The 21,496-nt window shown below is 60.9% G+C and carries 19 protein-coding genes; 9 read left to right on the plus strand and 10 right to left on the minus strand.

Annotated features, from left to right (window positions below; all coding sequences use genetic code 11):
- Positions 1 to 44 precede the first annotated feature (44 nt).
- Genes aroQ through aroC form a run of 4 tightly spaced genes read right to left on the minus strand, consistent with a single transcriptional unit; the run spans position 45 to position 3,330 of the window.
- Positions 45 to 473, minus strand: coding sequence for a type II 3-dehydroquinate dehydratase (gene aroQ / locus R4P64_RS17650; RefSeq protein ID WP_033232165.1), 429 nt, complete (start codon positions 471 to 473; stop codon positions 45 to 47).
- Positions 470 to 1,579 (minus strand): 3-dehydroquinate synthase, encoded by a 1,110-nt coding sequence (gene aroB, locus R4P64_RS17655; protein WP_033232166.1) that lies wholly within the window; start codon positions 1,577 to 1,579, stop codon positions 470 to 472. The genes aroQ and aroB overlap by 4 nt, the downstream gene beginning before the upstream one ends.
- 25 nt (positions 1,580 to 1,604) lie before the next feature.
- Entirely contained in the window at positions 1,605 to 2,114 is a 510-nt protein-coding gene (locus R4P64_RS17660) for a shikimate kinase (RefSeq protein WP_033232167.1), read from the minus strand.
- 28 nt (positions 2,115 to 2,142) lie between these two features.
- A complete protein-coding gene (gene aroC, locus R4P64_RS17665; RefSeq protein WP_033232168.1) occupies positions 2,143 to 3,330 on the minus strand; it encodes a chorismate synthase in 1,188 nt (395 codons plus the stop codon).
- Positions 3,331 to 3,785: 455 nt separating this feature from the next.
- On the opposite strand from aroC, the gene R4P64_RS17670 reads away from it, so the two are divergent.
- From R4P64_RS17670 to R4P64_RS17680, 3 genes are all read left to right on the plus strand, one after another.
- Positions 3,786 to 4,193, plus strand: coding sequence for an SRPBCC family protein (locus R4P64_RS17670; protein WP_317540371.1), 408 nt, complete (start codon positions 3,786 to 3,788; stop codon positions 4,191 to 4,193).
- A gap of 524 nt (positions 4,194 to 4,717) precedes the next feature.
- Complete coding sequence (locus tag R4P64_RS17675; protein ID WP_317540372.1) at positions 4,718 to 6,142, plus strand: ABC transporter substrate-binding protein; 1,425 nt, start codon at positions 4,718 to 4,720, stop codon at positions 6,140 to 6,142.
- A 176-nt stretch (positions 6,143 to 6,318) separates the two neighbouring features.
- Positions 6,319 to 7,740, plus strand: a complete 1,422-nt coding sequence (locus R4P64_RS17680; RefSeq protein WP_317821977.1) for a DUF1254 domain-containing protein — start codon at positions 6,319 to 6,321, stop codon at positions 7,738 to 7,740.
- A 12-nt stretch (positions 7,741 to 7,752) separates the two neighbouring features.
- On the opposite strand, the gene R4P64_RS17685 is transcribed toward R4P64_RS17680, so the two are convergent.
- The 6 genes from R4P64_RS17685 to R4P64_RS17710 all read right to left on the minus strand — a co-directional run bounded on the left by R4P64_RS17685 (position 7,753) and on the right by R4P64_RS17710 (position 14,157).
- Complete coding sequence (locus R4P64_RS17685) at positions 7,753 to 8,238, minus strand: SRPBCC domain-containing protein (RefSeq protein WP_317821979.1); 486 nt, start codon at positions 8,236 to 8,238, stop codon at positions 7,753 to 7,755.
- Between the two features lie 3 nt (positions 8,239 to 8,241).
- On the minus strand, positions 8,242 to 8,583 hold the full coding sequence (locus R4P64_RS17690; RefSeq protein ID WP_317821981.1) for a metalloregulator ArsR/SmtB family transcription factor: 342 nt from the start codon (positions 8,581 to 8,583) through the stop codon (positions 8,242 to 8,244).
- 73 nt (positions 8,584 to 8,656) lie between these two features.
- Positions 8,657 to 9,100, minus strand: a complete 444-nt coding sequence (locus R4P64_RS17695) for a hypothetical protein (protein ID WP_317821982.1) — start codon at positions 9,098 to 9,100, stop codon at positions 8,657 to 8,659.
- A gap of 154 nt (positions 9,101 to 9,254) precedes the next feature.
- Positions 9,255 to 12,569 carry a protein kinase domain-containing protein gene (locus R4P64_RS17700; RefSeq protein WP_317822089.1) on the minus strand — a complete coding sequence of 1,105 codons (3,315 nt, stop codon included), beginning with the start codon at positions 12,567 to 12,569 and terminating at the stop codon, positions 9,255 to 9,257.
- A gap of 155 nt (positions 12,570 to 12,724) precedes the next feature.
- Positions 12,725 to 13,060: an adenylyl-sulfate kinase gene (locus R4P64_RS17705; protein ID WP_317821983.1), complete on the minus strand. Its 336-nt coding sequence runs from the start codon at positions 13,058 to 13,060 to the stop codon at positions 12,725 to 12,727.
- A gap of 155 nt (positions 13,061 to 13,215) precedes the next feature.
- Positions 13,216 to 14,157 carry a LysR family transcriptional regulator gene (locus tag R4P64_RS17710; RefSeq protein WP_317540639.1) on the minus strand — a complete coding sequence of 314 codons (942 nt, stop codon included), beginning with the start codon at positions 14,155 to 14,157 and terminating at the stop codon, positions 13,216 to 13,218.
- A gap of 156 nt (positions 14,158 to 14,313) precedes the next feature.
- Here R4P64_RS17710 and R4P64_RS17715 point away from each other — a divergent pair, with 156 nt between their 5' ends.
- The 6 genes from R4P64_RS17715 (at position 14,314) to R4P64_RS17740 (ending at position 21,483) form a co-directional block, all read left to right on the plus strand.
- Positions 14,314 to 15,186, plus strand: a complete 873-nt coding sequence (locus R4P64_RS17715) for an SDR family NAD(P)-dependent oxidoreductase (protein WP_317821985.1) — start codon at positions 14,314 to 14,316, stop codon at positions 15,184 to 15,186.
- Between the two features lie 223 nt (positions 15,187 to 15,409).
- Positions 15,410 to 16,552, plus strand: a complete 1,143-nt coding sequence (locus R4P64_RS17720; protein WP_317821987.1) for a sulfotransferase — start codon at positions 15,410 to 15,412, stop codon at positions 16,550 to 16,552.
- 9 nt (positions 16,553 to 16,561) lie between these two features.
- Entirely contained in the window at positions 16,562 to 17,620 is a 1,059-nt protein-coding gene (locus tag R4P64_RS17725; protein WP_095886233.1) for a hypothetical protein, read from the plus strand.
- A gap of 242 nt (positions 17,621 to 17,862) precedes the next feature.
- A complete protein-coding gene (cysD, locus tag R4P64_RS17730) occupies positions 17,863 to 18,822 on the plus strand; it encodes a sulfate adenylyltransferase subunit CysD (protein WP_317821988.1) in 960 nt (319 codons plus the stop codon).
- Positions 18,822 to 20,744: a sulfate adenylyltransferase subunit CysN gene (gene cysN / locus R4P64_RS17735; RefSeq protein WP_317821989.1), complete on the plus strand. Its 1,923-nt coding sequence runs from the start codon at positions 18,822 to 18,824 to the stop codon at positions 20,742 to 20,744. Before cysD ends, cysN begins: the two co-directional genes overlap by 1 nt.
- A gap of 4 nt (positions 20,745 to 20,748) precedes the next feature.
- Complete coding sequence (locus R4P64_RS17740) at positions 20,749 to 21,483, plus strand: 3'(2'),5'-bisphosphate nucleotidase CysQ (RefSeq protein WP_219111737.1); 735 nt, start codon at positions 20,749 to 20,751, stop codon at positions 21,481 to 21,483.
- The last annotated feature ends 13 nt before the right edge of the window (positions 21,484 to 21,496 follow it).

Consider the following 21,496-nt stretch of genomic DNA (forward strand, 5'->3'; position numbering starts at 1 on the left):
TCGGAGCCCTCAGTCGTGGATAGGTATTTCGTGTTCTCGTATTTTCAGCCGCGCTCGGCCAGGAACCTGATCGCCAGTGGGTATCCGGCAACACCCAACCCGACGATCACGCCGGCCGCGATAGGACTGAGGAGAGAATTGTGCCGAAACTCCTCGCGCGCATGGACATTCGAGATGTGAACCTCGACCAGACCGGCGGTGAGCTCGACGCACGCATCACGCAATACGACCGAGGTATGAGTCAATCCGCCGGCGTTGAGAATTACCGGTTCGCCGGCATCCGCCGCGTCGTGAATCCAGCCGAGCAGGTCGCCTTCGTGATCGCTCTGACGAACAACCACCTCGACGCCCAATTCCTTACCGGTCGCGACACACAGTTCGACCAGATCGTCGTGCGTGGTCGCGCCGTACACCTCCGGCTGACGCTTACCGAGGCGGCCGAGATTCGGTCCGTTGACGACGTTGATTTTCACAGGCGAACCGTTCCGCCGGATGCCCTGGGCGGGCGGGCAATAGCCGAGTACGCCGCAACCAGCAGCGACGGATCCGGGCCTTCGAGCCTGCCGGGCTTGGCCAAGCCGTCGAGAACAACGAACCGCAGCAGTCCGGCACGGTTCTTCTTGTCGGTCTGCATTCCGGCAAGCAACTGAGAAAAGGCATCGTCGTCGTACGACGTCGGGAGGCCCACCAATTCGAGGATCGACTTGTGGCGATCAGCCGTCGCGTCGTCGAGGCGACCGGCCAGGCGACCCAGTTCAGCGGCGAACACCAGGCCCACCGACACTGCGGCGCCGTGACGCCACTTGTACTGCTCACGACGCTCGATCGCGTGCGCCAGAGTGTGTCCGTAATTGAGGATTTCGCGCAGATCCGACTCGCGAAGATCGGCTGCGACAACCTTGGCCTTGACCTCGACGGAACGTCGAATCAGTTCGGGCAGAACAGTTCCCGACGGATCCAACGCAGCCTTCGGGTCTGCCTCGATCAGGTCCAGGATGACAGGGTCGGAAATGAAGCCCGTCTTGATGACCTCTGCCAAACCGGCGACGATCTCGTTATGCGGCACCGTCTCGAGAGTCGCGAGATCGATGAACACCGCGCCCGGTTCGTGGAACGCACCGACGAGGTTCTTGCCGGCTTCGGTGTTGATGCCCGTCTTGCCGCCCACTGCCGCGTCGACCATCGCAAGCAATGTGGTCGGAACGTGCACAACCTTGACGCCGCGCATCCATGTTGCTGCCACAAAACCGGTGAGGTCTGTCGCGGCGCCGCCGCCGAGGCTCATGATCGCGTCGCTGCGGGTCAGGCCGATACGTCCCAACACGTCCCAGCAGAAGCCGGCCACAGCCAGATCCTTGCCGTCCTCGGCGTCCGGGATCTCGATGCGATGCGCGTCGATTCCCTTCTCCGCCAATGCGCCGCGCACGGCCTCAGCGGTTTCCGCGAGCGGTGGCTGATGGAAAATCGCGACGGTCCGCGTGCCCTCCAACTCGGCGACGATGTCGCCGAGCAGACCGCGCCCGATCACAACCGGGTAAGGACTTGCGGTCTTCACCTCTACAACTACGGGTTCGGTCACTGCTCCACTGCTCCGCTCCGGTTGATCATTTGTCTTCAAGTTTGGATACCAACTGCGCGACGACGCGCGACGGACTCCGACCGTCGGTGCGTATCCGGATGGTGGCGGCGCGCCGGTACAACGGACGCCGACGCCGCATCAATTCCTGATATTTCACCTTGGGATCGCCGCCCGCCAGAAGCGGTCGGTGATTGTTGGCACCTGTCCGGCGCAGCCCTTCGGCAACACTGATCTCGAGATAGATCACGGTGTGACCGTCGAGCAATGCGCGCGTGCGCTCCGACAAGATCGCACCGCCACCGAGCGAGACAATGCCGTCCGTGCTGGCCAACGCTTCCCGAACCACATCTTCCTCGATCTCACGAAAGCGTGGCTCGCCGTCGTGCGTGAAGATGTCGGGAATCGTCCGTCCGGTCGTCTTTTCGATCTCGGCGTCAGTGTCAACCAGGTCGAGTTCCAACGCCTGCGCGATACGACGGCCGATGGTCGACTTACCAGCGCCGGGTGGCCCGATAAGTACAGCTTTCGGTTTCATCGTGGCAGGACCTTCCGCTCGGACGCTCTCAGCGAGGCGGTCGGGCTGCGATACCGTCGGCGTAGCGCCGGTAGTTCGCTGTGGTCTCGGCAATGGAATCACCGCCGAACTTTTCGAGTGCGGCTTGAGCGACAACAAGCGCAACCATGGATTCCGCAACGACACCGGCAGCCGGAACCGCGCAGACGTCACTGCGCTGATGGATGGCAACTGCCTCTTCACCGCTTTCCATGTCGACCGTCGCCAATGCGCGCGGCACCGTTGAGATCGGCTTCATCGCGGCGCGAACCCGCAGTGCCTCGCCGTTGGTCATGCCGCCTTCGATACCGCCTGCGCGGTTGGTGGAACGGACAATGCCGTCCGGGCCGGGGCGGATCTCGTCGTGAGCTTCGCTGCCGCGGCGACGCGCGGTCTCGAAACCGTCGCCAACCTCGACTCCCTTGATGGCCTGAATTCCCATGAGGGCAGCAGCAAGTCGCGCGTCGAGACGCTCGGCGCCGCTGACAAACGTTCCGATACCGACAGGCAGGCCGTGAATGACAACCTCGACGACGCCACCGAGGGTGTCGCCATCCTTCTTAGCCGCTTCGATTTCGGCGATCATCGACTCTTCGGCGGCCTTGTCGAAAGCGCGGACCGGGCTCGCGTCGATCGCGTCCAGATCCTTGCCCTCGGGAACCGGTCCGACATAGGGCTCGGATGCACCGATGGAGATGACGTGCGAGACAACCTCGACGCCGAACACCTGACGCAGGAAAGAGCGAGCCACGGTTCCGGCAGCAACACGGGCAGCGGTCTCACGAGCACTCGCACGCTCGAGAATGGGACGGGCGTCATTGAAGCCGTACTTGAGCATGCCGCTGTAATCGGCGTGGCCGGGACGCGGACGCGTCAACGGTGCATTACGGGCCTGATCGGCGAGCAGATCCGGATCGACCGGGTCGGCCGACATGATGGTTTCCCACTTCGGCCACTCGGTGTTGCCGATTTCGATGGCAACGGGGCCACCGAGCGTAAAGCCGTGGCGGACACCACCGATGATGGTGACCTTGTCGGCCTCGAACTTCATCCGCGCGCCACGGCCATAGCCGAGTCGACGACGGGCAAGTTCGGACGAGATGGCCTCAGAGGTCACTTCGACCCCCGCAACCATGCCCTCGAGCATCGCGACGAGGGCGGGACCATGGGATTCTCCAGCAGTTATCCAACGCAGCACGACGACTATCTTTCCACGTCGCGGACTGTGGTTGTGACAGTGGTCCTTCGACCTCTGCCCGATTGCTCGATGTCACACCGGAAGGGGCGTTGAGTGTGTGACGTCCTCCAAGTCTCCTCGAACGCAGTTGAAGGGTTGAAGGCCCCTCCGACGGGTCGCCACGAAGATCGGGTGCCAGCCCCATCCACCACGTCACCTCGAACGTAAACGTAAAGGCACGGTCCCGGAACGTCCCCGCGGGGACGCGGCTCTCACTTACTGCACCGAAGCAGTTTCCCCAACAGCTGGATCCGAGCCCAACTCGACGATGACCTCGTCGTCGAAGAACACGAGTTCTTGGACAAGCTCCTCGACCAACTCAGCACAGCCGACAATTAGGTCAGTAGTTGTCCTAGCTGCCTCGTAGCGTGGTTTCCGGAAGCGACCAGGGCGCCCTCTACAGAAAAGAGCAGAAGATGGCCTCCGTACAGAAAGAGATCATTATCGATGCTGACCCGGCAGACGTGTGGGCGGTTATCAGCGACTTCGCTGACGGGCCCGTTCGGATGGCGCCGGGATTCGTGATCAACAGCAAACTCGAAGAGCCCGAAATCAGGATCGCCACTTTCGCAGACGGAACCGTCGTGCGTGAACGGCGCATCGCGCTCGACGACCAATCGCGCCGACTCGCCTACTCCGTCATCGGTGGCACCATGGCGCCGACACACGACAACGCGTCGATGCAAGTCTTCCCCCACAGCGACGGGCGCAGCCGATTCGTGTGGATCCACGACGTACAACCGGATGACCTCGCCACTGCGATGGGCGCCGCAATGGAACACGGCCTGGGCATCTTCAAACAGACAATGGAGGCCATCCGATAAGCCTCGAGTTCTCTTGTCCCACATCGAAGCACCTCACATCCCGATATCAACAGAAAGCGACATGTCGGACACGATCCGTCGATAGGCTCGGCTCGACAACTGAACAAGACAAGAGAGGTACTCCATGGGATCCCTTAACGACTGGCTACTCAACAGCGACAGCCCACTGGTGGGAATTGTCGGCGGCATCCTCCTGACGATCGCGATGCTCTCCGGCGGCTCGGGCATGTAATCCACCACCGCGCCCCGGAAATCCGAGGCGCGGTGACCGGGGTTGAATGATCCCGTCATCCAATACCGGGTTCAGGGACCCCGCACGACGGTTCGAGGCTGAAACAGGCCGAAAAAGCATGACCAGAGCCACAAAAGCCCTCGCTCTGTGTCGCACTTCACTTTCGTATCTCACCCATCGGGAAGTCGCATTCGACATTGTCCGATCGCTGATTATCTACGGCTCTCAGTGCAACTGCCCAGGCAGTGCCGCCTGTGAACTGCTGTGCCGTCCGCAAAAGGAGAACCTCGAAGTGAAGCCCAACAAGACCACGAAGCTGGTTGTGGCGCTTGCTGCCACCGCCGCTCTGGTGTCCGCCTGTTCCGGTGCTCGTGGCGACGACCCGTCAGCGACGTCGAACGGTGCATCCGTTGCGACGGCCGACGCTGCGTCGAAGAGTTCCGATGCCAAGTTCGGAACCATTGCCTCGCCGTGCGGCGACGGAGATGCGAAGGGCGCGACGGATCAGGGTGTCAGCGACACCGAGATCAAGATCGGCTTCGGCGACGACCGCGGCTACGTGAAATCCCCAGGCCTCAACAAGGAAATGAGTGACGCGGTCAACGCCCTCATCTCGTGGTGCAACGATCAGGGCGGCATCAACGGCCGCAAGGTTGTCGGTACCGACTACGACGCCGCGATGACGCAGGCCAACTCGGTCATGCAGGAAGCCTGCGCCAGCCAGTTCATGATGGTCGGCCACGGATTCGCGATGGACCAGACCGCAGAGCAGACCCGTGTGGCCTGCAACATGGTTGCCGTTCCCGGATTCACGGTGTCACCCGACGCAACCAATGGTCCGATGTCATTCCAGGGTGTGCCGATGCCCGTCGACTACTCCAATGCGGCAGCCTGGTTCCAGATGGCCGAGATGCACCCGGACCTGCTGAACGACTTCGACGTCGTCAACAGCACGATGCCGGCAATCATCAACTCCACCACCAAGACACGTGCGATGGCCGCAGCTGCGGGCTTCAAACTCAAGGACTGCGGCGTGACCCTCAACTACGAGGGCGAATCCAGCTACGTGCCGTTTGCCGAGAAGTTCAAGGAATGTGGCGTCAAGGGTATCTGGACCTCCCGTTCGGCCAGCCCTGCCGAGCTGAACTTCGTCAAGTCTCTCGATCAGGTCGGTATGGACCCGATCTTCTTCGGTGAGGCCACATGGTACGGCGAGGCTGTTTCGGCCTGGAACAAGGACACCGGACTGCTCGACAACCTGAACGCGGACATGATTTTCCAGATGCTCGAGAATGCCGACAAGGTTCCGGCTGTGAAGCAGTACTCCGACCTGGTATCCGCAGGTGGCGGCAAGACGGCACTCCTCGGTATGCAGGCTGCATCGTCGTTCCTGCTGTGGGCTACCGCTGCAGATGAGTGCGGCAGTGACCTGACCCGTCAGTGCATGGTCAACGAACTGTCGTCGATCCACGACTGGGACGGCGGCGGATTGCACGCTGTTACCGATCCGGGCAAGAACATGCCGGCTACCTGCGGCCTGATGACAGCGCTGAAGGGCGCCGAATACTCGCAGGTATTCCCGGCGACAGCCGGCGAATTCAAGTGCGACCCCAAGTACCTCATCGCCAACGACAAGAGCATCTGGGGCACCGATCTGGATGCCGATCGAATCTCCACGAAGTACCTCAACGCGAACGTGATCAAGCCGCAGGCCTAATTCGCAGGACGCCGGTGGCGCTCATCGAGTGCCACCGGCGGTCATATGTGACGATCGGCGAACGATCCGGCGCAGCACTGGCTGATCGACCATGCCAGCGGTTTCCTACAGGTAGCGTCCCCACGACGATCCGTCGTATTTGCCCGGATCGACACCTGGGACGAAAGGTACGGAGTATGTCCACCCTTCGCGATGCACGGTTGACCGGTGACGAGGTCATCAATACCTCGTTCGGCACAATCGAACTCGAGCACACATTCCCGACCGACGCGTCCGCCGAATTACTCTTCGACCAACTAGATGTACAGCGCGCCGCCCAGGCCTATCTGTGGGCGCTTCCGCTCGTCGGGTTCGTCACCTGGCGCGACCGCGCAGCAAAAACGTTTGGCGCCAACAACTTCGGCGACTTCGTCGTGTACGAGACTTTACGGGAGAAGCGAGGCATCGTCACCGCAAACCTCACCACGCCGTACATCATCAATTTCAGCACTCTCGCTGACGGACCGGTTCTCATCGACTACCCCGCCGGCCCAACCGCGGGCGGCGTCCTGGACTTCTGGCAGCGACCAGTGGTCGATCTCGGCCTGACCGGGCCTGACCAAGGCAAGGGTGGCGGCTACGTCATCCTCGGCCCGAACGACGATGCCGCACCGTTCGAGGACTCCGGGCGATATGTGGCACGTTCGGCGACAGTCAATATCTTTATTGCGTTCCGGGTGCTCACCCAGGACGCGGACGTGATGGCCTCGTCAAAACGAGGCCTCGCTCTCGCGCGCGCCGGCTCCGCGCCCATACCCGTGAACTTCATCGAAGGGGTCGATACCGAATGGAGCGCAACACCATCGCGCGGCCTCGGCTATTGGGAGGACCTCGCGACGGTATTGGGTGAAGAACCTGTCCGAGAAGTCGACAAAGCCCTGATGGCGATGCTCGAGCCCCTGGGTATCGTCAAAGGCGAATCGTTTGCACCTGATGAGCGCCAGCAGCGACTTCTCCTCGAGGGCGCCGCGCTCGGCGAGTTGCTGGTCCGCACCATGCAGGTCAACCCGCGGCACACGACCCCCTACTGGGCAGGTACGAGCTGGTACAAACTCATCGACTTCGAGATCGAACAGGAGACCGACACAATTCTGCAACTCGATCAGCGCGCCACACTGTTCTACGAGGCAGTCACGACCACCAAGGGCATGGTTCACCCAACTCCCGGTGTCGGGCAGGTCTACCTGACCTCGAAGCGGGACAGCGAGGGTCGCCTGGTGCGCGCCGACCGGACCTATCGCCTGCACGTGCCCGCCGACGTACCCGTCGCACAGTTCTGGTCTCTCACTCTCTACAGCGAGAACACACGTCGGCCGTATGAGAACGGCGGCAATGACATTCGCAGTGTCAGCCTGGACAGCCGGGACGAGATGTTGGATTTCAACGAAGATGGCAGCATCGACCTCTACATCGGTCCGTCGGCACCCGAAACAGCCGACAACAACTGGATGAAGACGGTTGCCGAGGACGGCTGGTTCGTCTACTTCCGCATGTACGCGGCCACCGAGCCCTTCTTCGACAAATCCTGGTCACTCCCAGACTTCGACGAAATCCGGTAACACTGTCGCCGCTCAGGAAGCGACCAGATCGTCGATCTGGTTGATCGCCGACGAGGCGCCTTCAACGACACCCATGTCAAGCACCTGCTGCAACGCCTCGGCGGACTCGTAGGTGCTCACGTAAGTCGCGCGCGTGCCACCGTCGTGCTCGGTGAAAGTGAAGACGTTCTTCGAAACCGGCAACTCGGGATTCTTGTTGAAATCCTCGTCGGCAAAGCCGTCGTCGAACGAGAAGCTCGTCGGTTCGTCGGTAGCCGTAATCTGCCAATATCCTGCATACTTCTCACCGTCCGGGCCTGTCATGAAGTAGGTCGTGCGACCTCCCGGCGCGAGGTTGTGCTCCACCACGGTCGCCGGGTAAGTCGGTGGGCCCCACACCTTCTCCAACTGGCGTGGGTCGGCGTAGACCTGCCAGATACGTTCCACCGGCGCGGCGAATTCCGCGACAATTGTCAGCGTTCGGGTGTCTATGTCCTGCTGGACGTCCGTCACAGGCATGGTTCAGCCCTCCTTGGGCGAGTCGAGTGCGATAAGTTCGTCAATACGTCCGATGCGGCCGCGCCACACTTGCTCCAACTCGGTGAGCATGGCCGCCACCGACCGCAACTCCGTCACGTCGCCGCTGGCGAGATGCTCTCGACCGCTGCGTCGCTTGGTGATGAGGCCGGCCTTCTCCAACACGGCGACATGCTTCTGCACCGCAGCGAAGCTCATGTCGTACTTCGCAGCGAGCGCAGAAACCGAGTGCTCCCCGGCCAGCACTCGGCGCATGATGTCCCGCCGCGTCCGGTCTGACAGCGCACGGAACAGTGCGTCCGCGCGGTCCTCGTCATCTCCGTTCACACCACCAACGTACAACCAATTGGTTGTAGATGTCGACCCCTGGCCACGCCCATAGGCTCACCCGGGATTACCGTCAGGGCGCGACGATGCAACCGGGCCCGACCGGCACACTCGGGTTCACGGTTACAGTTTCGATCGGCCCACCTGCCGAAGTCTGGTACGCCATCAGGGAATGCTCGCCAGGGGCAGTAGGAGTCCACAAGGTAAACGCATGACCGAGAATCACCGGAGACACGTAATAGGGATTGATCGTGTCCCAGATAAGTTCCTGCGGAAAGAACGTCGACGCACGGTTGAAGTCGACAATGGAGACGCCAGGCTCCGAGGAAGCGGCCGTCTTCGCCACCACCAGGTACGTGCACCCGGCGCCATACGGGGTTGTCGGGCCGCCACCGAGCCCAGGAACTACCGTGACGTCGACGACCTCGGCTGAAGCAGTCGGGGCAAACCACGCGGCGACCGCTGCGCAAACAACCACGGCAAGCGAGGAAACTCGGGTAGCACGGGAAGCTCTCATACCAAAAGGTCGGTTTAATGCGCCGGAGTGTTACTGCGCACCGAAGCCGACTCGCCCGCGAAGTCGTCGTGCGATGCACCACGTCACCACAATTCAAGGCGCGCAACTGAACTGGACTTCATCACATGGTCCGTCAAACCCTCGAGGTTGAGGGTCAGGCCGGAGCGTCGCGCGCGCGCTCAACGACCCAGGCAGCAATCTGAGCTCGTGAGGTAAAGCCGAGTTTGACGAGAATATGCTCGACATGCCCCTGAGCGGTTCGCTGCGAAATCACGAGTTGGGCGGCAATCGCCTTGTTGGTCAGTCCTTGGGCCACAAGGCGGGCAACCTGCCGTTCGCGTTTTGTCAGGACGGCGTCCACGGAGGTCGTTGCAACCGGCGACTGCTCTCGGAGGGCGTAAGCGACCGCGTCGCTGAAACTCAGAGCCCTCCCCTTGCGGTGATCCGTCTCGAACGCTCGCTTCCCCAGCGCACGACGGGCAAGCTGCTCACACTGCTCATGGTGAGCAAGGAGTTGGAGGTACAGGACGGTGGAGCTACCCACTGCCCGCCGCAACGACTCGGCGGCTCCCAATAGGACGGCAGCGCGCGCTGCTTCGCGCCGCTCGCTCGCGATCCACGCCAGTGCCTCGAGGTCAGCGGCAGCTATGAGCGGGTCATCAACCAGCCACGTCAGCCGAAGGCCCTGCTCCAAGAGCCGAGCGGCACGTGCGCCGTCGCCCTGTCGCCACACGGCGACTCCGGTTGCCCACAACGAGTACGACCGATACACAGATTCCCGACGCGACTCGGTTATCGCGAGCACCTGTTCATGGCAGGCCGTGGCCCAAGTCGCGTCGCCCTGCAATTCGAAGGTCCATCCCAGCGCCTGCAGGACCGCAATGCCTACTCGCGATACCTCGGCTCGAGCGTCGTACCACTCGCGGGCGTCGCTCAGCCGTGCTCGTGCTGTGGACAGATCACCGCCGTAGAGCGCCAGCATTCCGCCTGCCGCAGCGATGAGCGCGTCCGTCGCGGGGTCTGCTAGTTGTTCAGCCAACGCCAGACCCTCGTCGACCAGCGCGTTCCCCACCGGCAAATCGCCTTGCATGCCGGCGAGCAGAGCATTGGCGTACAGGGCTCTGATTCGTTCCAGGGCCGGAACGCGCGACTGGTCAGCCAGCACGCGGTCGAGCCAGTGCCGTCCTTCACTGTGGCGACCGCGCGAAACCCAGAAAGGGAATAGGGCGACCGCAATTCGCACCTCGGCCACGATCCCGTCGTCACCAGATTCAGTCGCACTGAACTCCATTGCCTCACGCAGGTTCGGTTGCTCTCGGTCCAGTCGCTCGATCAGTTCCAACTGCCGCGGACCGATCCAGTCGGCCTCCGCATCCAGCACCATCTTCAGGTACCAGTCACGATGACGGCGCCGCAACGCCGTGTACTCATCGGCCGGCCCGATCTTCTCCCTACCGTAGGCACGTAACGTCTCGAGAATCCTGTACCTCACCACTTCCCCAACCTGCTCACGCGCAAGGATGGATTTGTCGATCAGGGAAGTCACTGTGTCGATCACTTCTGCCGAATCCCGATCGTCTGCGCAGATTTCTTGCACGGCGTCGAGTTCGAAGCTGCCCGCGAACACTGACAGGCGCGCCCACAGCCGTTGTTCCTGCGCGGTGCACAGCTCGTAACTCCAGTCGATCGACAGCCGCAACGTCTGCTGGCGTGGTGGCACACCGCGGGGACCGCGAGTCAGTAACGAGTACCGGTCGGTCAGCCGCTCCACAATCTGGTCGATCGACATTGCCCGCAGTCGCGCTGCCGCCAGCTCGATCGACAGTGGCAAGCCGTCGAGATGATGGCAGATCCTGGCCACCGCGACTCTATTGTCTTCGGTGACTTCGAATCCCGGCACTGCTGCGGCCGCCCGATCCTCGAACAAGCTCACCGCATCGAAGCGGGCCATCGCCCGCAGGGAAGGATTGCCCTCCCAGGAAGGAACCGTCAACGGTGGAACCTGGAGCACCGATTCCCCGCCGATACTGAGCGGCTCGCGACTCGTGGCCAATATTCGTAGATCCGAGCAGGTGCGCAGCAACGTGCCGACCAGCGCGGCGGCCTCGTCGACCACCTGCTCGCAATTGTCCAGTACCAGCAGGAGATTCCGCGAGGCGAGAAACTCCACCAGCACGTCTTCGAGCGGGCGCGCAGACGGATTTCGTACTCCCAACGCGGTGGCCACCACGTCCACCAGCAACGACCCGTCGCGCAACTCTCCAAGCTCGACCAGACACATTCCATCACTGAATCCGCCGCGCATTTCCGCTGCCACGTGCAACGCGAGACGTGTCTTACCCACGCCGCCTATTCCGGTCAAGGTCAACAAACGCGAGACCGACAGCCTCGCCCTGGTCTCGATCAACTCACGGCGACGCCCGACGAAACTAGTGAGCTCGAGAGGTAACTCCCCAGTCGAACTCCGCACGGCCCGCCCCGCGTGGTTATGCGGTCGAGCCGACGAAAACTCTCCGCTGATCGAAGGTGCGTGAGGCGAATCCCCTTCTTGCCGTGGATAATCCGGTGCAGACAACAAAGCCATATCGTCAACAGCAAAGCCCTTGGCAGCCTGGACCTGTCGCAGTTCGTCGCCGAAACTCGCAGCAGATGCGGGGCGTTCTTGCGAATCGCGGGACATCGCCCGCTCGATGACCGCGCTCACGTCCTCATCGATGCCTTGCTCACGCAGATTCGGGACGGGCTCTGTGGTGATCCGAAGAAACTGCGCCACCACCTGCTCGCCGCTGCGACGTTCGAAAGCGGCATGACCGGTGACGGCGCAGAACAGGGTGGCGCCGAGACCGTAGATGTCGGAGGCAGCGCTCGGTGGGTCACCTCCGAGCACTTCGGGGGCAGTGAACGCCGGAGATCCGGTGACCGTGCCGGTGGTGGTCTTGAATCCTCCCGAGATGTGGGCGATGCCGAAGTCGGTGAGCGCCGGCTCGCCGTAATCGGTGAGCAGGATGTTTGCGGGTTTGACGTCGCGGTGAATGATGCCATGGCGGTGTGCGCTCTCGAGAGCACCGGCCATCTTCACGCCGAGGCGAAGCGCCTCGGCTGGTTCGAGCGGGCCATCGCGCCGAATTCGGGTTTCCAACGAGTCACGCGGGTGGTACTGCATCACAATGTAGGGGCGATTTCTTTCGGTAACGCCCGCCTCCAGCACTCCCACGATGTTCGGGTGCCCCGTCAGGCGTCCCATCGCCCGCTGTTCACGAACGAAGCGCGCCTGCACTTCGTCATCGAGGTCGGCGGTGAGGACCTTCACGGCCACATTACGGTCGAGCGAGGACTGCACGCATCGGTAGACCACACCGAACCCGCCGCGCCCGATCTCCTGCGCCTCGTCGAATCCGGCCGCGCTCAACTCCTCGGTAATCGTCGGGACCGCGGCACGTTGAGTCGCGAGCGGATCGGAGTCGGCCATCGGGTCGTCCATCTCACCACACCGCCCTCGCGACTTCGGTCAGGGAGAAGGCGCACGACGCTTGCACTCATCTCGAAATGACTTACCTAGGATATGCCCGACGGGCGCGACGATGTCCTATTGCTCACGGGCCTCACCTAGCAATCCAGCCACGTTCAAACGACACTCTCAGCTCGAAAGTCGGTGAAACCGAGGTCTTTGTTCACACCGTGCCGGACATTGTCGCCGTCGAATTGATATGTGTGAAAACCTTGGGCGTGGAGCATCCCGGCGCCGAGCGTGGCGTCGGCCAATCGGTCCATCAAGATGAAGCTGCCCATGTCCCGGTTCGCAGAGAGCGTGCAGCAGCGGACGTTTCGATTCACCGGCACCTCTGCCGGTTCGAGGACCCCCACCCGTCGCGGGCCCTCACGATCAGCGAGCTCGCGCAGCACCTCGGAAGTCGACCCGTTACGTGTCGACAGACCAGATCCCGATGATCCGAACTTCATGCTCCGGTCCCCTCAAAAACGCTGCAGGCGAACTGATGCCGTACTTGCACCAGGCGTGGGCCACGAGCGATTCCAGCCGCGCGAGGAGAGCGTTGTAGTCAACCACGTAGGCGTGTGGTCCCATGTGGAACTCGAAGTCCGGCGCATCAGAGTGATCAATGCCAATGACGGGAAGGAAGAAGTTGCGCGGGCCACCTGCCTGACTTGGTCAGGCGCGCCACTTCTTCATGGAAGATCTCTCCGATCTTGATCCCGAACCCGCGCGGCACCTTCAACTGTGCTGTTGCGGCCATGCCCAGCTTGTGACTCAGTGTCGGTTCACATATCGGCGCCCACCGCACTCGCCCGGCCTCGATCTCGATACCGCATGCAGATAGCGGTAGGACGGTGTACGCAAGACCCGCTTCGATGAGATCCTTCGCAACTTGGAGTGAGTCGGTCGCAAATCGAGAGCTGAACTTAACGTCAAGCCGCAGAGCTGTGTTCTCGAGGGTATTGCCTATGCCAGTTCGAGAGCTTGGCAGTACAAGTGGAAAGCCCGCGAGTTCAGCGAACCTGATTGCACGATTCGGTCGTAAATCCGATCCTTGCCCACCGACGAGGACAAGATCCTCAACCAGAAGGTCGCTGTAGAACAGACGCTCGTCCGGCACCGAATTGATAATCGCACTGTCGAGAGTATCTTTGAGCAACTCTTCGACAAGTTTGTCTGTAGGCGCAACTGTCACAGAGAAATTCACGTTCGGAAATGTCGCAGACAGGCTCCCCAGCAGTGGAGCGGCCAAGATGCCCGCAGCCGTCTCCGGCAGTCCGAGACGGTAGCCTCGCTCGACTCGTGCCAAGGGAGACCCGGCGTATTGGATCGCGAGTTCTAATTGACGCAATGGTGCGGAAGTGCTCGCGCGCAACCGTTCGCCCTCTTCGGTCAACTGCATCCCGCGAGCGGTCCGGACAAAGAGCGTCACACCGAGATCATCTTCGAGACGACGCACCTGACGACTCAATGCCGGCTGAGCGATCCCGAGCACGCTCGCGGCCCGAGTCATCGAGCCTTCGTCGGCGATACACAGAAAGTACTTGAGTCGATGCGTGTCCATTGTCGATCCGATTCTGCCAGCCATAGCAGTTTGATATGACTCAATGCCCGAAATCGGTATTGGCATTGATTGTGACTGCTGTCATAGCCTCGCTACCACGGAGTCCCAACGGAATGTATTCGGCTTCCACCACCGAAGCGATGAGAGGAGACCTCAATGGAGGTACAGGAGCGGGACTGGTCTGATGTCATGGGTTTCGATCGGTTGCCCACCCATATTGTCGGGAAGCGTGTGACCGAACTAATGGACCTGACCGGCAAGAAGGCGATTGTGATCGGCGCCGGTGGCGATGGCTTGGGTCAGGCCATCGCAAATCGCCTTGCTGGACTCGGCGCAGATATCTCGTTGGTCGGCCGGACTTTCGAGAAAGTGGAGCGGCGGGCGAAGGAGATCGAACAGCGTTGGGGTGTGAACACTGTGCCGATCGCTGCTGACATGTCGGATTGGGATCAGGTTCATCGAGCGGTAAGGGATAGTCATGCCGCACTCGGCGGACTCGACATCATGGTCAACAACCCCGTCATGGTTGTTGCCGGCCCCTTCGAGCAACATACGAAGGAAGATATCGACCACACGATGCTGGGCAGCCTGACAATGATGATGTACGGCGCGCACGCAGCGCTTGAATATCTGCTGCCGCAAGGATCGGGCAAGATCATCAACATCGGGGCCGTCGGAGGGCGAATGCAGCACCGCGGTCTGGTTGTCTACAACGCCGCTAAAGCCGGCGTGATCGGGTTTACCCGTAACCTCGCGCATGAAATGGCGCCTCGCGGTGTCAACGTGTTGGGTGTAGCTCCGGGCATCATGATCAAACCAGACATGAGGGAGTACCTCCTCGATCCTCAGAACGACAGGGAACGCGCTGCACGTGGCGCCGTCGTGGAGGCGATAGACAATTACGTGCAACTCGGCAGGGTAGGTCTGCCCGAGGAGATTGCCAACATGGTTGCGTACTTGGCTACGGAAGCTGCCGATTACATGTGCGGCCAGACCATTGATGTGGCCGGCGGGCAGTTCATGAACTGAGTCGCGCTCGTGCGGCCCCAAAGCCGGCATGCAAACCCTATCTTAAATTGATTGCACACCAACACTTTCGAATGAAATCATATCGCTGCCAGCGGTCTTCGCGGTGTTGATTCAAATGTCTCGAGCGGTTGACTCGACTCCGGTCGCAGGTCCCGCATCAACCGACGACTGTCGTCGGACCGCACAACCCCATTCAACAGACAACTCAATGGAGAGGTCATTCATGTCTCATGTCAACGACGTGTTGGACACCGCCGTTACACAAACCGGGCTCGACGATTTCGGTGACGACTCGTTCCGGGAAGGCCTCGAGATCCTCCTTACCGCTCTCCGCGATGAAGCGAAGTTGAATGCCGTGGGTGAATCGTTCTTGCGCGACCGCATCATCTTGCACCTGACGCAACGACTTCAGGTCGAGGACTGGTATCGGCGCCACCCCGAGATTGACGACGGTTCCATCAAAGCTCCACTGATTGGTATCGGCCTGCCTCGCACCGGATCAACAGCACTGTCGCTGCTGTTGGCTCAAGATCCCTCGGCGCGTTACATCAAGCGGTGGGAATCGTCACAACCGTGTCCACCTCCGTCAACGGTGCATGGGGTCGACCCGCGCATCCCGCCGGACCTGGGCGAGATGGTCGGTTCGAGGCATCATGTCCCCGTCGACACTCACGGGCCGATGGAGTGTCATGATCTGATGGCGCTGGACTTCAAGTCGCATATGTTCCATTCATTCGCTCAGATACCTTCCTATTCAACGTGGTTGATCGAAAAGGCAGACCTCACTCCGACATACGAGTATCAACGTCGAGTAATGAAGCTTCTTCAATGGGGCGAGCCGACCCGACAGTGGCGGCTCAAATGTCCGTCGCACGTGATGTCACTCGAGCACCTCGATCGAGCTTTTCCCGATGCACGATACGTCATGACACATCGTGATCCGACCGATGTCATTCTCTCCGTGGCTGACCTGTTCGCCGACATCATCGCGGCGTTCACCGACGATGTCGACAAGCACTACATAGGCCAACTCAACGTCGAACATTTGTCACTGGGTATGGAACGAACATTGAAATTCCGCGCCGACGGTGCTGATGAACGGTTCTACGACATCGACTTTCGCGCCATGCAAGCCGATCCCATTGGTCAGGTCGAAGGCCTGTACGGATGGCTGAGAGAGCCGGTCAGCGCGCAGTTCGAAGATCAGATGCGTCAGTGGTGGACACGGGCCGCCGCTGAGCGTGAGCCCAGCATGCGCGCAGAACCGGCGGAATACGGGATCGATTTCGACCAGGTACGGCCACTGTTCACGCAGTACATGGACAGCGCCCACCGTTGGACCAATCGTCAAACCACTGAACAGTAAGGAAGATTGATGTCTGTAGATCTGACCGGCGGTATCGATCGCTCACGTGAGTACGTCTTTTCCGAACGCCCCGAGGATCCGGAGATGCGGGACTCGGTGAGTTTCTGGGTGCTCGACGATCGCGGCGAAGTTGGGCTGCCACGCATCGGGATCGAGGCCATCTCCAAGAACTGGGATGCGCACGACATCCAGGTCAATATTGCTTTTCCGGATGGACGAGTATTCCGGTTGCGCGAAACTGCCCCATCTGTGCCGGCCGCCGGTGTCGATGGACAGCCTACGGTGTTGGGCGCCGGTGGGTTAGAGTTCCGCTGCCTCGAGCCGTTCGATACCTGGACGATGACATACGACGGGAAAGCAGTCCAGACCTCCTCTTCGGACCTGGTAGACGGCAACACGGATGGCCCACTGGTCAATGTCAGCTTCCACGTCGAAGCGAAAATGGCCGTTCCACCGTGGGTGCAGGGAGCGCTGCTCAGCGAGGCAAGTGCTCAGCTGACATCGTCGGTAGAAGGCGGCCTCATGGGCGGCCCCCGCTACGAACAGTTGTTCCGCGCTACCGGTCGCGTGGCAGTAGATGACGGCGAGGAGCACCGTTTCACCGGAACCGGTCTGCGGATCCGCCGCCAAGGCATCCGCAAGCTCGAGGGATTTTGGGGGCACTGCTGGCAGTCGGCAGTATTTCCCAGCGGTCGCGCGTTCGGCTACATCGCGTATCCGCCACGCGACGACGGACAACCCACTTTCAACGAAGGCTACATCTTCAATGGTGAAGGCAAACTGATCCCGGCGCGAGTCGTGCAGGCTCCGTGGCTGACTCGGTTGAGGCCGGCAGGCGAGGACGTCTCGCTTGTCCTCGAGACTGCTGACGAGACATTCAGCATCGAGGGCGAAACGATGTTCGGCGCACACGACGTTCATCACAACGACAAGACGTATTCGGCGCAAGGACTCCAAACCAATTTCCCGTCGGTACACCAGGCCGGGGTGCGCTACAGGTGGGACGGCGAGCAAGCCTACGGAATGCTCGAACGCTCCAACCCTCTGAACAAAATCTCCGTGGACTGACTCCGCGCCGCTGTCGAGCTCTGGTCGCCGAGATCTCGAATTTCACTCGGCTGAGCCGCTGTCGGTGTGACCGCTGCCGGCCGTACCCGCTTCGAATAGTGCGACATCGCTGAATATATCGACGGTCAAGCGAAGGCCAAACTGCACCCTCTCACGCAAGCAACCCGGCGGTGACAGCGGCGAGGTCACTAGGCACTCGCCCCTGACCAGACGACTGAGCCACGAAAGACACTCTGTCCGTTATGTATACACGATCTCACCCATCTGTCTGGGAATACTCCACGAGAAGGCAAGCCCATATGAAACAACTGACACATCTCGAGCGCCTAGAAGCGGAAAGCATTCAGATATTCCGAGAGTCGTTGTCCGAGAGCGAAAATCCGGTGATGTTGTACTCGGTCGGCAAGGACAGCGCGGTGATGCTTCATCTGGCGATGAAAGCATTTCATCCCTCGAAACTGCCGTTTCCGTTGCTTCATGTCGATACAACCTGGAAGTTCCGGGCCATGTACAAGTTTCGCGACACGATCACAGAAAAGCTCGGCGTTGATCTGATCGTTTACAAGAACCCCGAGTGTGTCGAGAAGGGCATCAATCCGTTCGATCACGGCTCCGCCACTCACACCGACATGTGGAAAACGGAGGGGCTCAAGCAGGCGATCGACCTCCACGGCTTCGACCTGGCCTTCGGAGGTGCCCGCCGAGACGAAGAAAAGTCTCGCGCCAAGGAGCGAGTGTTCTCGATTCGCACTGCCCAACATCGGTGGGATCCGAAACAACAGCGCCCCGAGCTGTGGAGTCTCTTCAACGCGCGCAAGGCGCCGGGTGAGAGTGTCCGGGTCTTCCCCTTATCGAACTGGACCGAACTGGACATCTGGCAGTACATCCACCGGGAAGACATTCCTATTGTCCCGCTGTACTTTTCATCTCCACATCCAGTCATCGAGCGCGACGGAACACTCATCATGGTCGACGACGATCGAATGCCCCTGTCGCCGGGCGAGGTACCGGTGACCAAGAACGTCCGGTTCCGAACGCTCGGCTGTTACCCACTCACCGGTGCTGTCGAGAGCAACGCGTCGACGCTCACCGAAATCATTCAGGAAATGCTCCTTACAACGAGCTCGGAACGGCAAGGTCGTGTGATCGACCACGATGCGAGCGGATCCATGGAGCGCAAGAAGCAGGAAGGCTACTTCTGATGGCGCACTCAGTCAACGACCTTGTCGCAAACGGCATCGACACGTATCTCCAACTGCACGAGTCCAAAACGATGCTGCGGTTCATCACGTGCGGCAGCGTCGACGACGGCAAGAGCACACTCATCGGGCGGCTCCTGTACGACTCGAAACTTGTTTTCGCAGACCAACTTGCAGCCCTCGAGAACGACTCGAGGAAGGTGGGCACCCAGGGAGACGAACTCGACTTCGCGCTGCTGCTCGACGGGCTGACCGCCGAACGGGAACAAGGCATCACGATCGACGTCGCCTACCGTTATTTCTCGACCGAGCGCCGCAAATTTATCGTGGCCGACACTCCGGGTCACGAGCAGTACACCCGGAACATGGTGACCGGTGCATCGATGGCAGGCGTTGCCGTGATCCTCGTCGACGCGCGGAAAGGAATCCTGACCCAGACCCGACGGCACGGCTACCTCGTGTCGCTACTCGGCATACGAAATGTCGTTCTCGCGGTCAACAAGCTCGATCTCGTCGACTTCTCCCAAGAAGTATTCGACGATATCGAAACGCAGTACCGGGCCTTTGCGACGGAGGTCGGTCTCGACGACATCGTCTGCATTCCGATGTCCGCCCTGCGTGGTGACAACATCACGGAGGCCAGCCCGAACACCCCCTGGTACTCGGGACCGTCCCTGATGGAACATCTCGAAACAGTCGAGATCGCCGATGACATTCAGACGCGCCCTTTCCGCCTACCCGTGCAGTGGGTCAACCGGCCTAATCTCGACTTTCGCGGTTTCGCCGGTCAGATAGTGGGCGGCACAGTGAATTCGGGCGATCGTATTCGCATCCTTCCCTCGGGCGCAGAAAGCACCGTCGCCCGGATTCACACAGCCGACGGCGACCTCGATCAAGCGGTCGCAGGCCAATCCGTCACTATTGTTCTCGCCGACGAAGTCGACGTGAGCAGGGGCGACGTAATTGCTGCAGCGTCGTCTCCACCAGCCGTGTCGGATCAGTTCGAGTGTCACCTCGTCTGGATGAGCGAGGAGCCAATGCTTCCCGGCCGGCAATACCTGATGAAGATCGGGACCCGTACCGTCGGCGCGAGTGCAGCTCAGCCCAAGTACAAGGTCAATGTCAACACTCTCGAGCAGACAGCTACACGCACTCTCGAACTGAACGAGATCGGAGTGTGCAATCTCAACCTCGACCGACAGATTCCATTCGACCCGTACACCGAGAACCGGGAAATGGGTGGCTTCATCCTGATCGATCGTTTCACCAACGCGACAGTGGCAGCAGGGATGCTCCACTTCGCGCTGAGGCGAGCCGACAACGTCCACTGGCAGGCCGTCGAAGTGAATCAGCAGGCCCGTGCTCGACTGAAAGGCCAACGCGCGGCACTTGTCTGGTTCACCGGCTTGTCCGGTGTAGGAAAGTCGACCATCGCCAACCTTGTGGAACAGCGACTGTTCGACCTCGGCTTTCACACGTATCTCCTCGACGGTGACAACGTCAGGCACGGACTGAACAAAGATCTCGGTTTCACCGATGCCGACCGTGTGGAGAACATCCGCCGCATCGCGGAAGTCTCCCGGTTGATGGTCGATGCGGGAACCATCGTCCTGGCGTCGTTTATCTCTCCCTTCCACGCGGAACGTCAGTTGGCACGTGATCTGATCGGCGATGGCGATTTCGTCGAGGTCCACGTTGACGCGTCTCTCGAGGTGGTGGAGGCCCGAGACCGAAAGGGACTGTACGCGAAGGCAAGGCGGGGCGAACTGTTGCACTTCACCGGGATCGACTCACCGTACGAACCGCCTGAGGCACCGGATATTCGACTTGACGCAAGTGGCGATATCTCAGCCGAGGCATCGGCTGAGCTCGTAGTTGCCCATCTGCGCGCGGCGGGCATCCTTGCACCGGAAATGGATGTGTGAACTCATGGACGATCACACACTCGCCGCAACGCTGGCTGCAGAAGCCGGCGAACTGTTGCTCGAGATCCGCGCCGAAGGTGGCGCGGTGGGAGACAAACGAGCCAACGAACTCCTGCTTCGCAGGTTGGCGGAACTGCGTCCTGATGACGCAGTGCTGTCAGAAGAAAGCGCGGACAATCCGATTCGACTCGAACGTGATCGCGTCTGGATCATCGACCCCCTCGACGGAACACGGGAATACGGCGAGCCCCCACGAAGCGACTGGGCGGTGCATGTCGCGCTCGCCGTCAACGGGACGGCATCGGTCGGAGCCGTTGCACTGCCCGGGGCTGATCTTGTGTTGCACACAGGAGATCCGCGCGGTGTTCCGCCCGCACGGACGGGGCCACTGCGCCTTGCGGTCTCCCGGACCCGCCCGCCGGCATGTGTCGATCACCTCGCAGAGCACTTGGGCTCGACCCTGGTTCCGATGGGTTCGGCCGGAGCCAAGGCGATGGCGGTGCTGCGGGGCGAGGTGGACATCTATGCGCACTCCGGCGGTCAGTACGAGTGGGACTCCTGCGCACCGGCCGCCGTCGCCGCAGCATCGGGCTTGCACGTCTCTCGACTCGACGGCGCACCATTGCGGTACAACATGCCCGATCCTTACCTGCCGGACTTGCTTATCTGCCGTGCAGAAGTCGCCGAGATGGTACTCGAAGTGCTACGTAGCCAAACGATTTCAGACGTCCGACCATAATCTGGCGCATACC

Origin of the sequence: Rhodococcus sp. IEGM 1366 (genome assembly GCF_033142425.1) — a bacterium.
Lineage (GTDB): Bacteria > Actinomycetota > Actinomycetes > Mycobacteriales > Mycobacteriaceae > Rhodococcus_F > Rhodococcus_F globerula.

Bases quoted from the DNA above. Each gene is read 5' to 3' on its own strand.
- R4P64_RS17695 (WP_317821982.1), bottom strand. From the start codon at position 9,100: ATGAGAGCTTCCCGTGCTACCCGAGTTTCCTCGCTTGCCGTGGTTGTT.
- R4P64_RS17685 (WP_317821979.1), bottom strand. From the start codon at position 8,238: ATGCCTGTGACGGACGTCCAGCAGGACATAGACACCCGAACGCTGACA.
- R4P64_RS17715 (WP_317821985.1), top strand. From the start codon at position 14,314: ATGGAGGTACAGGAGCGGGACTGGTCTGATGTCATGGGTTTCGATCGG.
- R4P64_RS17670 (WP_317540371.1), top strand. From the start codon at position 3,786: ATGGCCTCCGTACAGAAAGAGATCATTATCGATGCTGACCCGGCAGAC.
- cysN (WP_317821989.1), top strand. From the start codon at position 18,822: ATGGCGCACTCAGTCAACGACCTTGTCGCAAACGGCATCGACACGTAT.
- R4P64_RS17705 (WP_317821983.1), bottom strand. From the start codon at position 13,060: ATGAAGTTCGGATCATCGGGATCTGGTCTGTCGACACGTAACGGGTCG.
- R4P64_RS17660 (WP_033232167.1), bottom strand. From the start codon at position 2,114: ATGAAACCGAAAGCTGTACTTATCGGGCCACCCGGCGCTGGTAAGTCG.
- R4P64_RS17680 (WP_317821977.1), top strand. From the start codon at position 6,319: ATGTCCACCCTTCGCGATGCACGGTTGACCGGTGACGAGGTCATCAAT.
- R4P64_RS17700 (WP_317822089.1), bottom strand. From the start codon at position 12,569: ATGGCCGACTCCGATCCGCTCGCGACTCAACGTGCCGCGGTCCCGACG.
- R4P64_RS17740 (WP_219111737.1), top strand. From the start codon at position 20,749: ATGGACGATCACACACTCGCCGCAACGCTGGCTGCAGAAGCCGGCGAA.
- R4P64_RS17725 (WP_095886233.1), top strand. From the start codon at position 16,562: ATGTCTGTAGATCTGACCGGCGGTATCGATCGCTCACGTGAGTACGTC.
- R4P64_RS17710 (WP_317540639.1), bottom strand. From the start codon at position 14,157: ATGGACACGCATCGACTCAAGTACTTTCTGTGTATCGCCGACGAAGGC.
- cysD (WP_317821988.1), top strand. From the start codon at position 17,863: ATGTATACACGATCTCACCCATCTGTCTGGGAATACTCCACGAGAAGG.
- R4P64_RS17720 (WP_317821987.1), top strand. From the start codon at position 15,410: ATGTCTCATGTCAACGACGTGTTGGACACCGCCGTTACACAAACCGGG.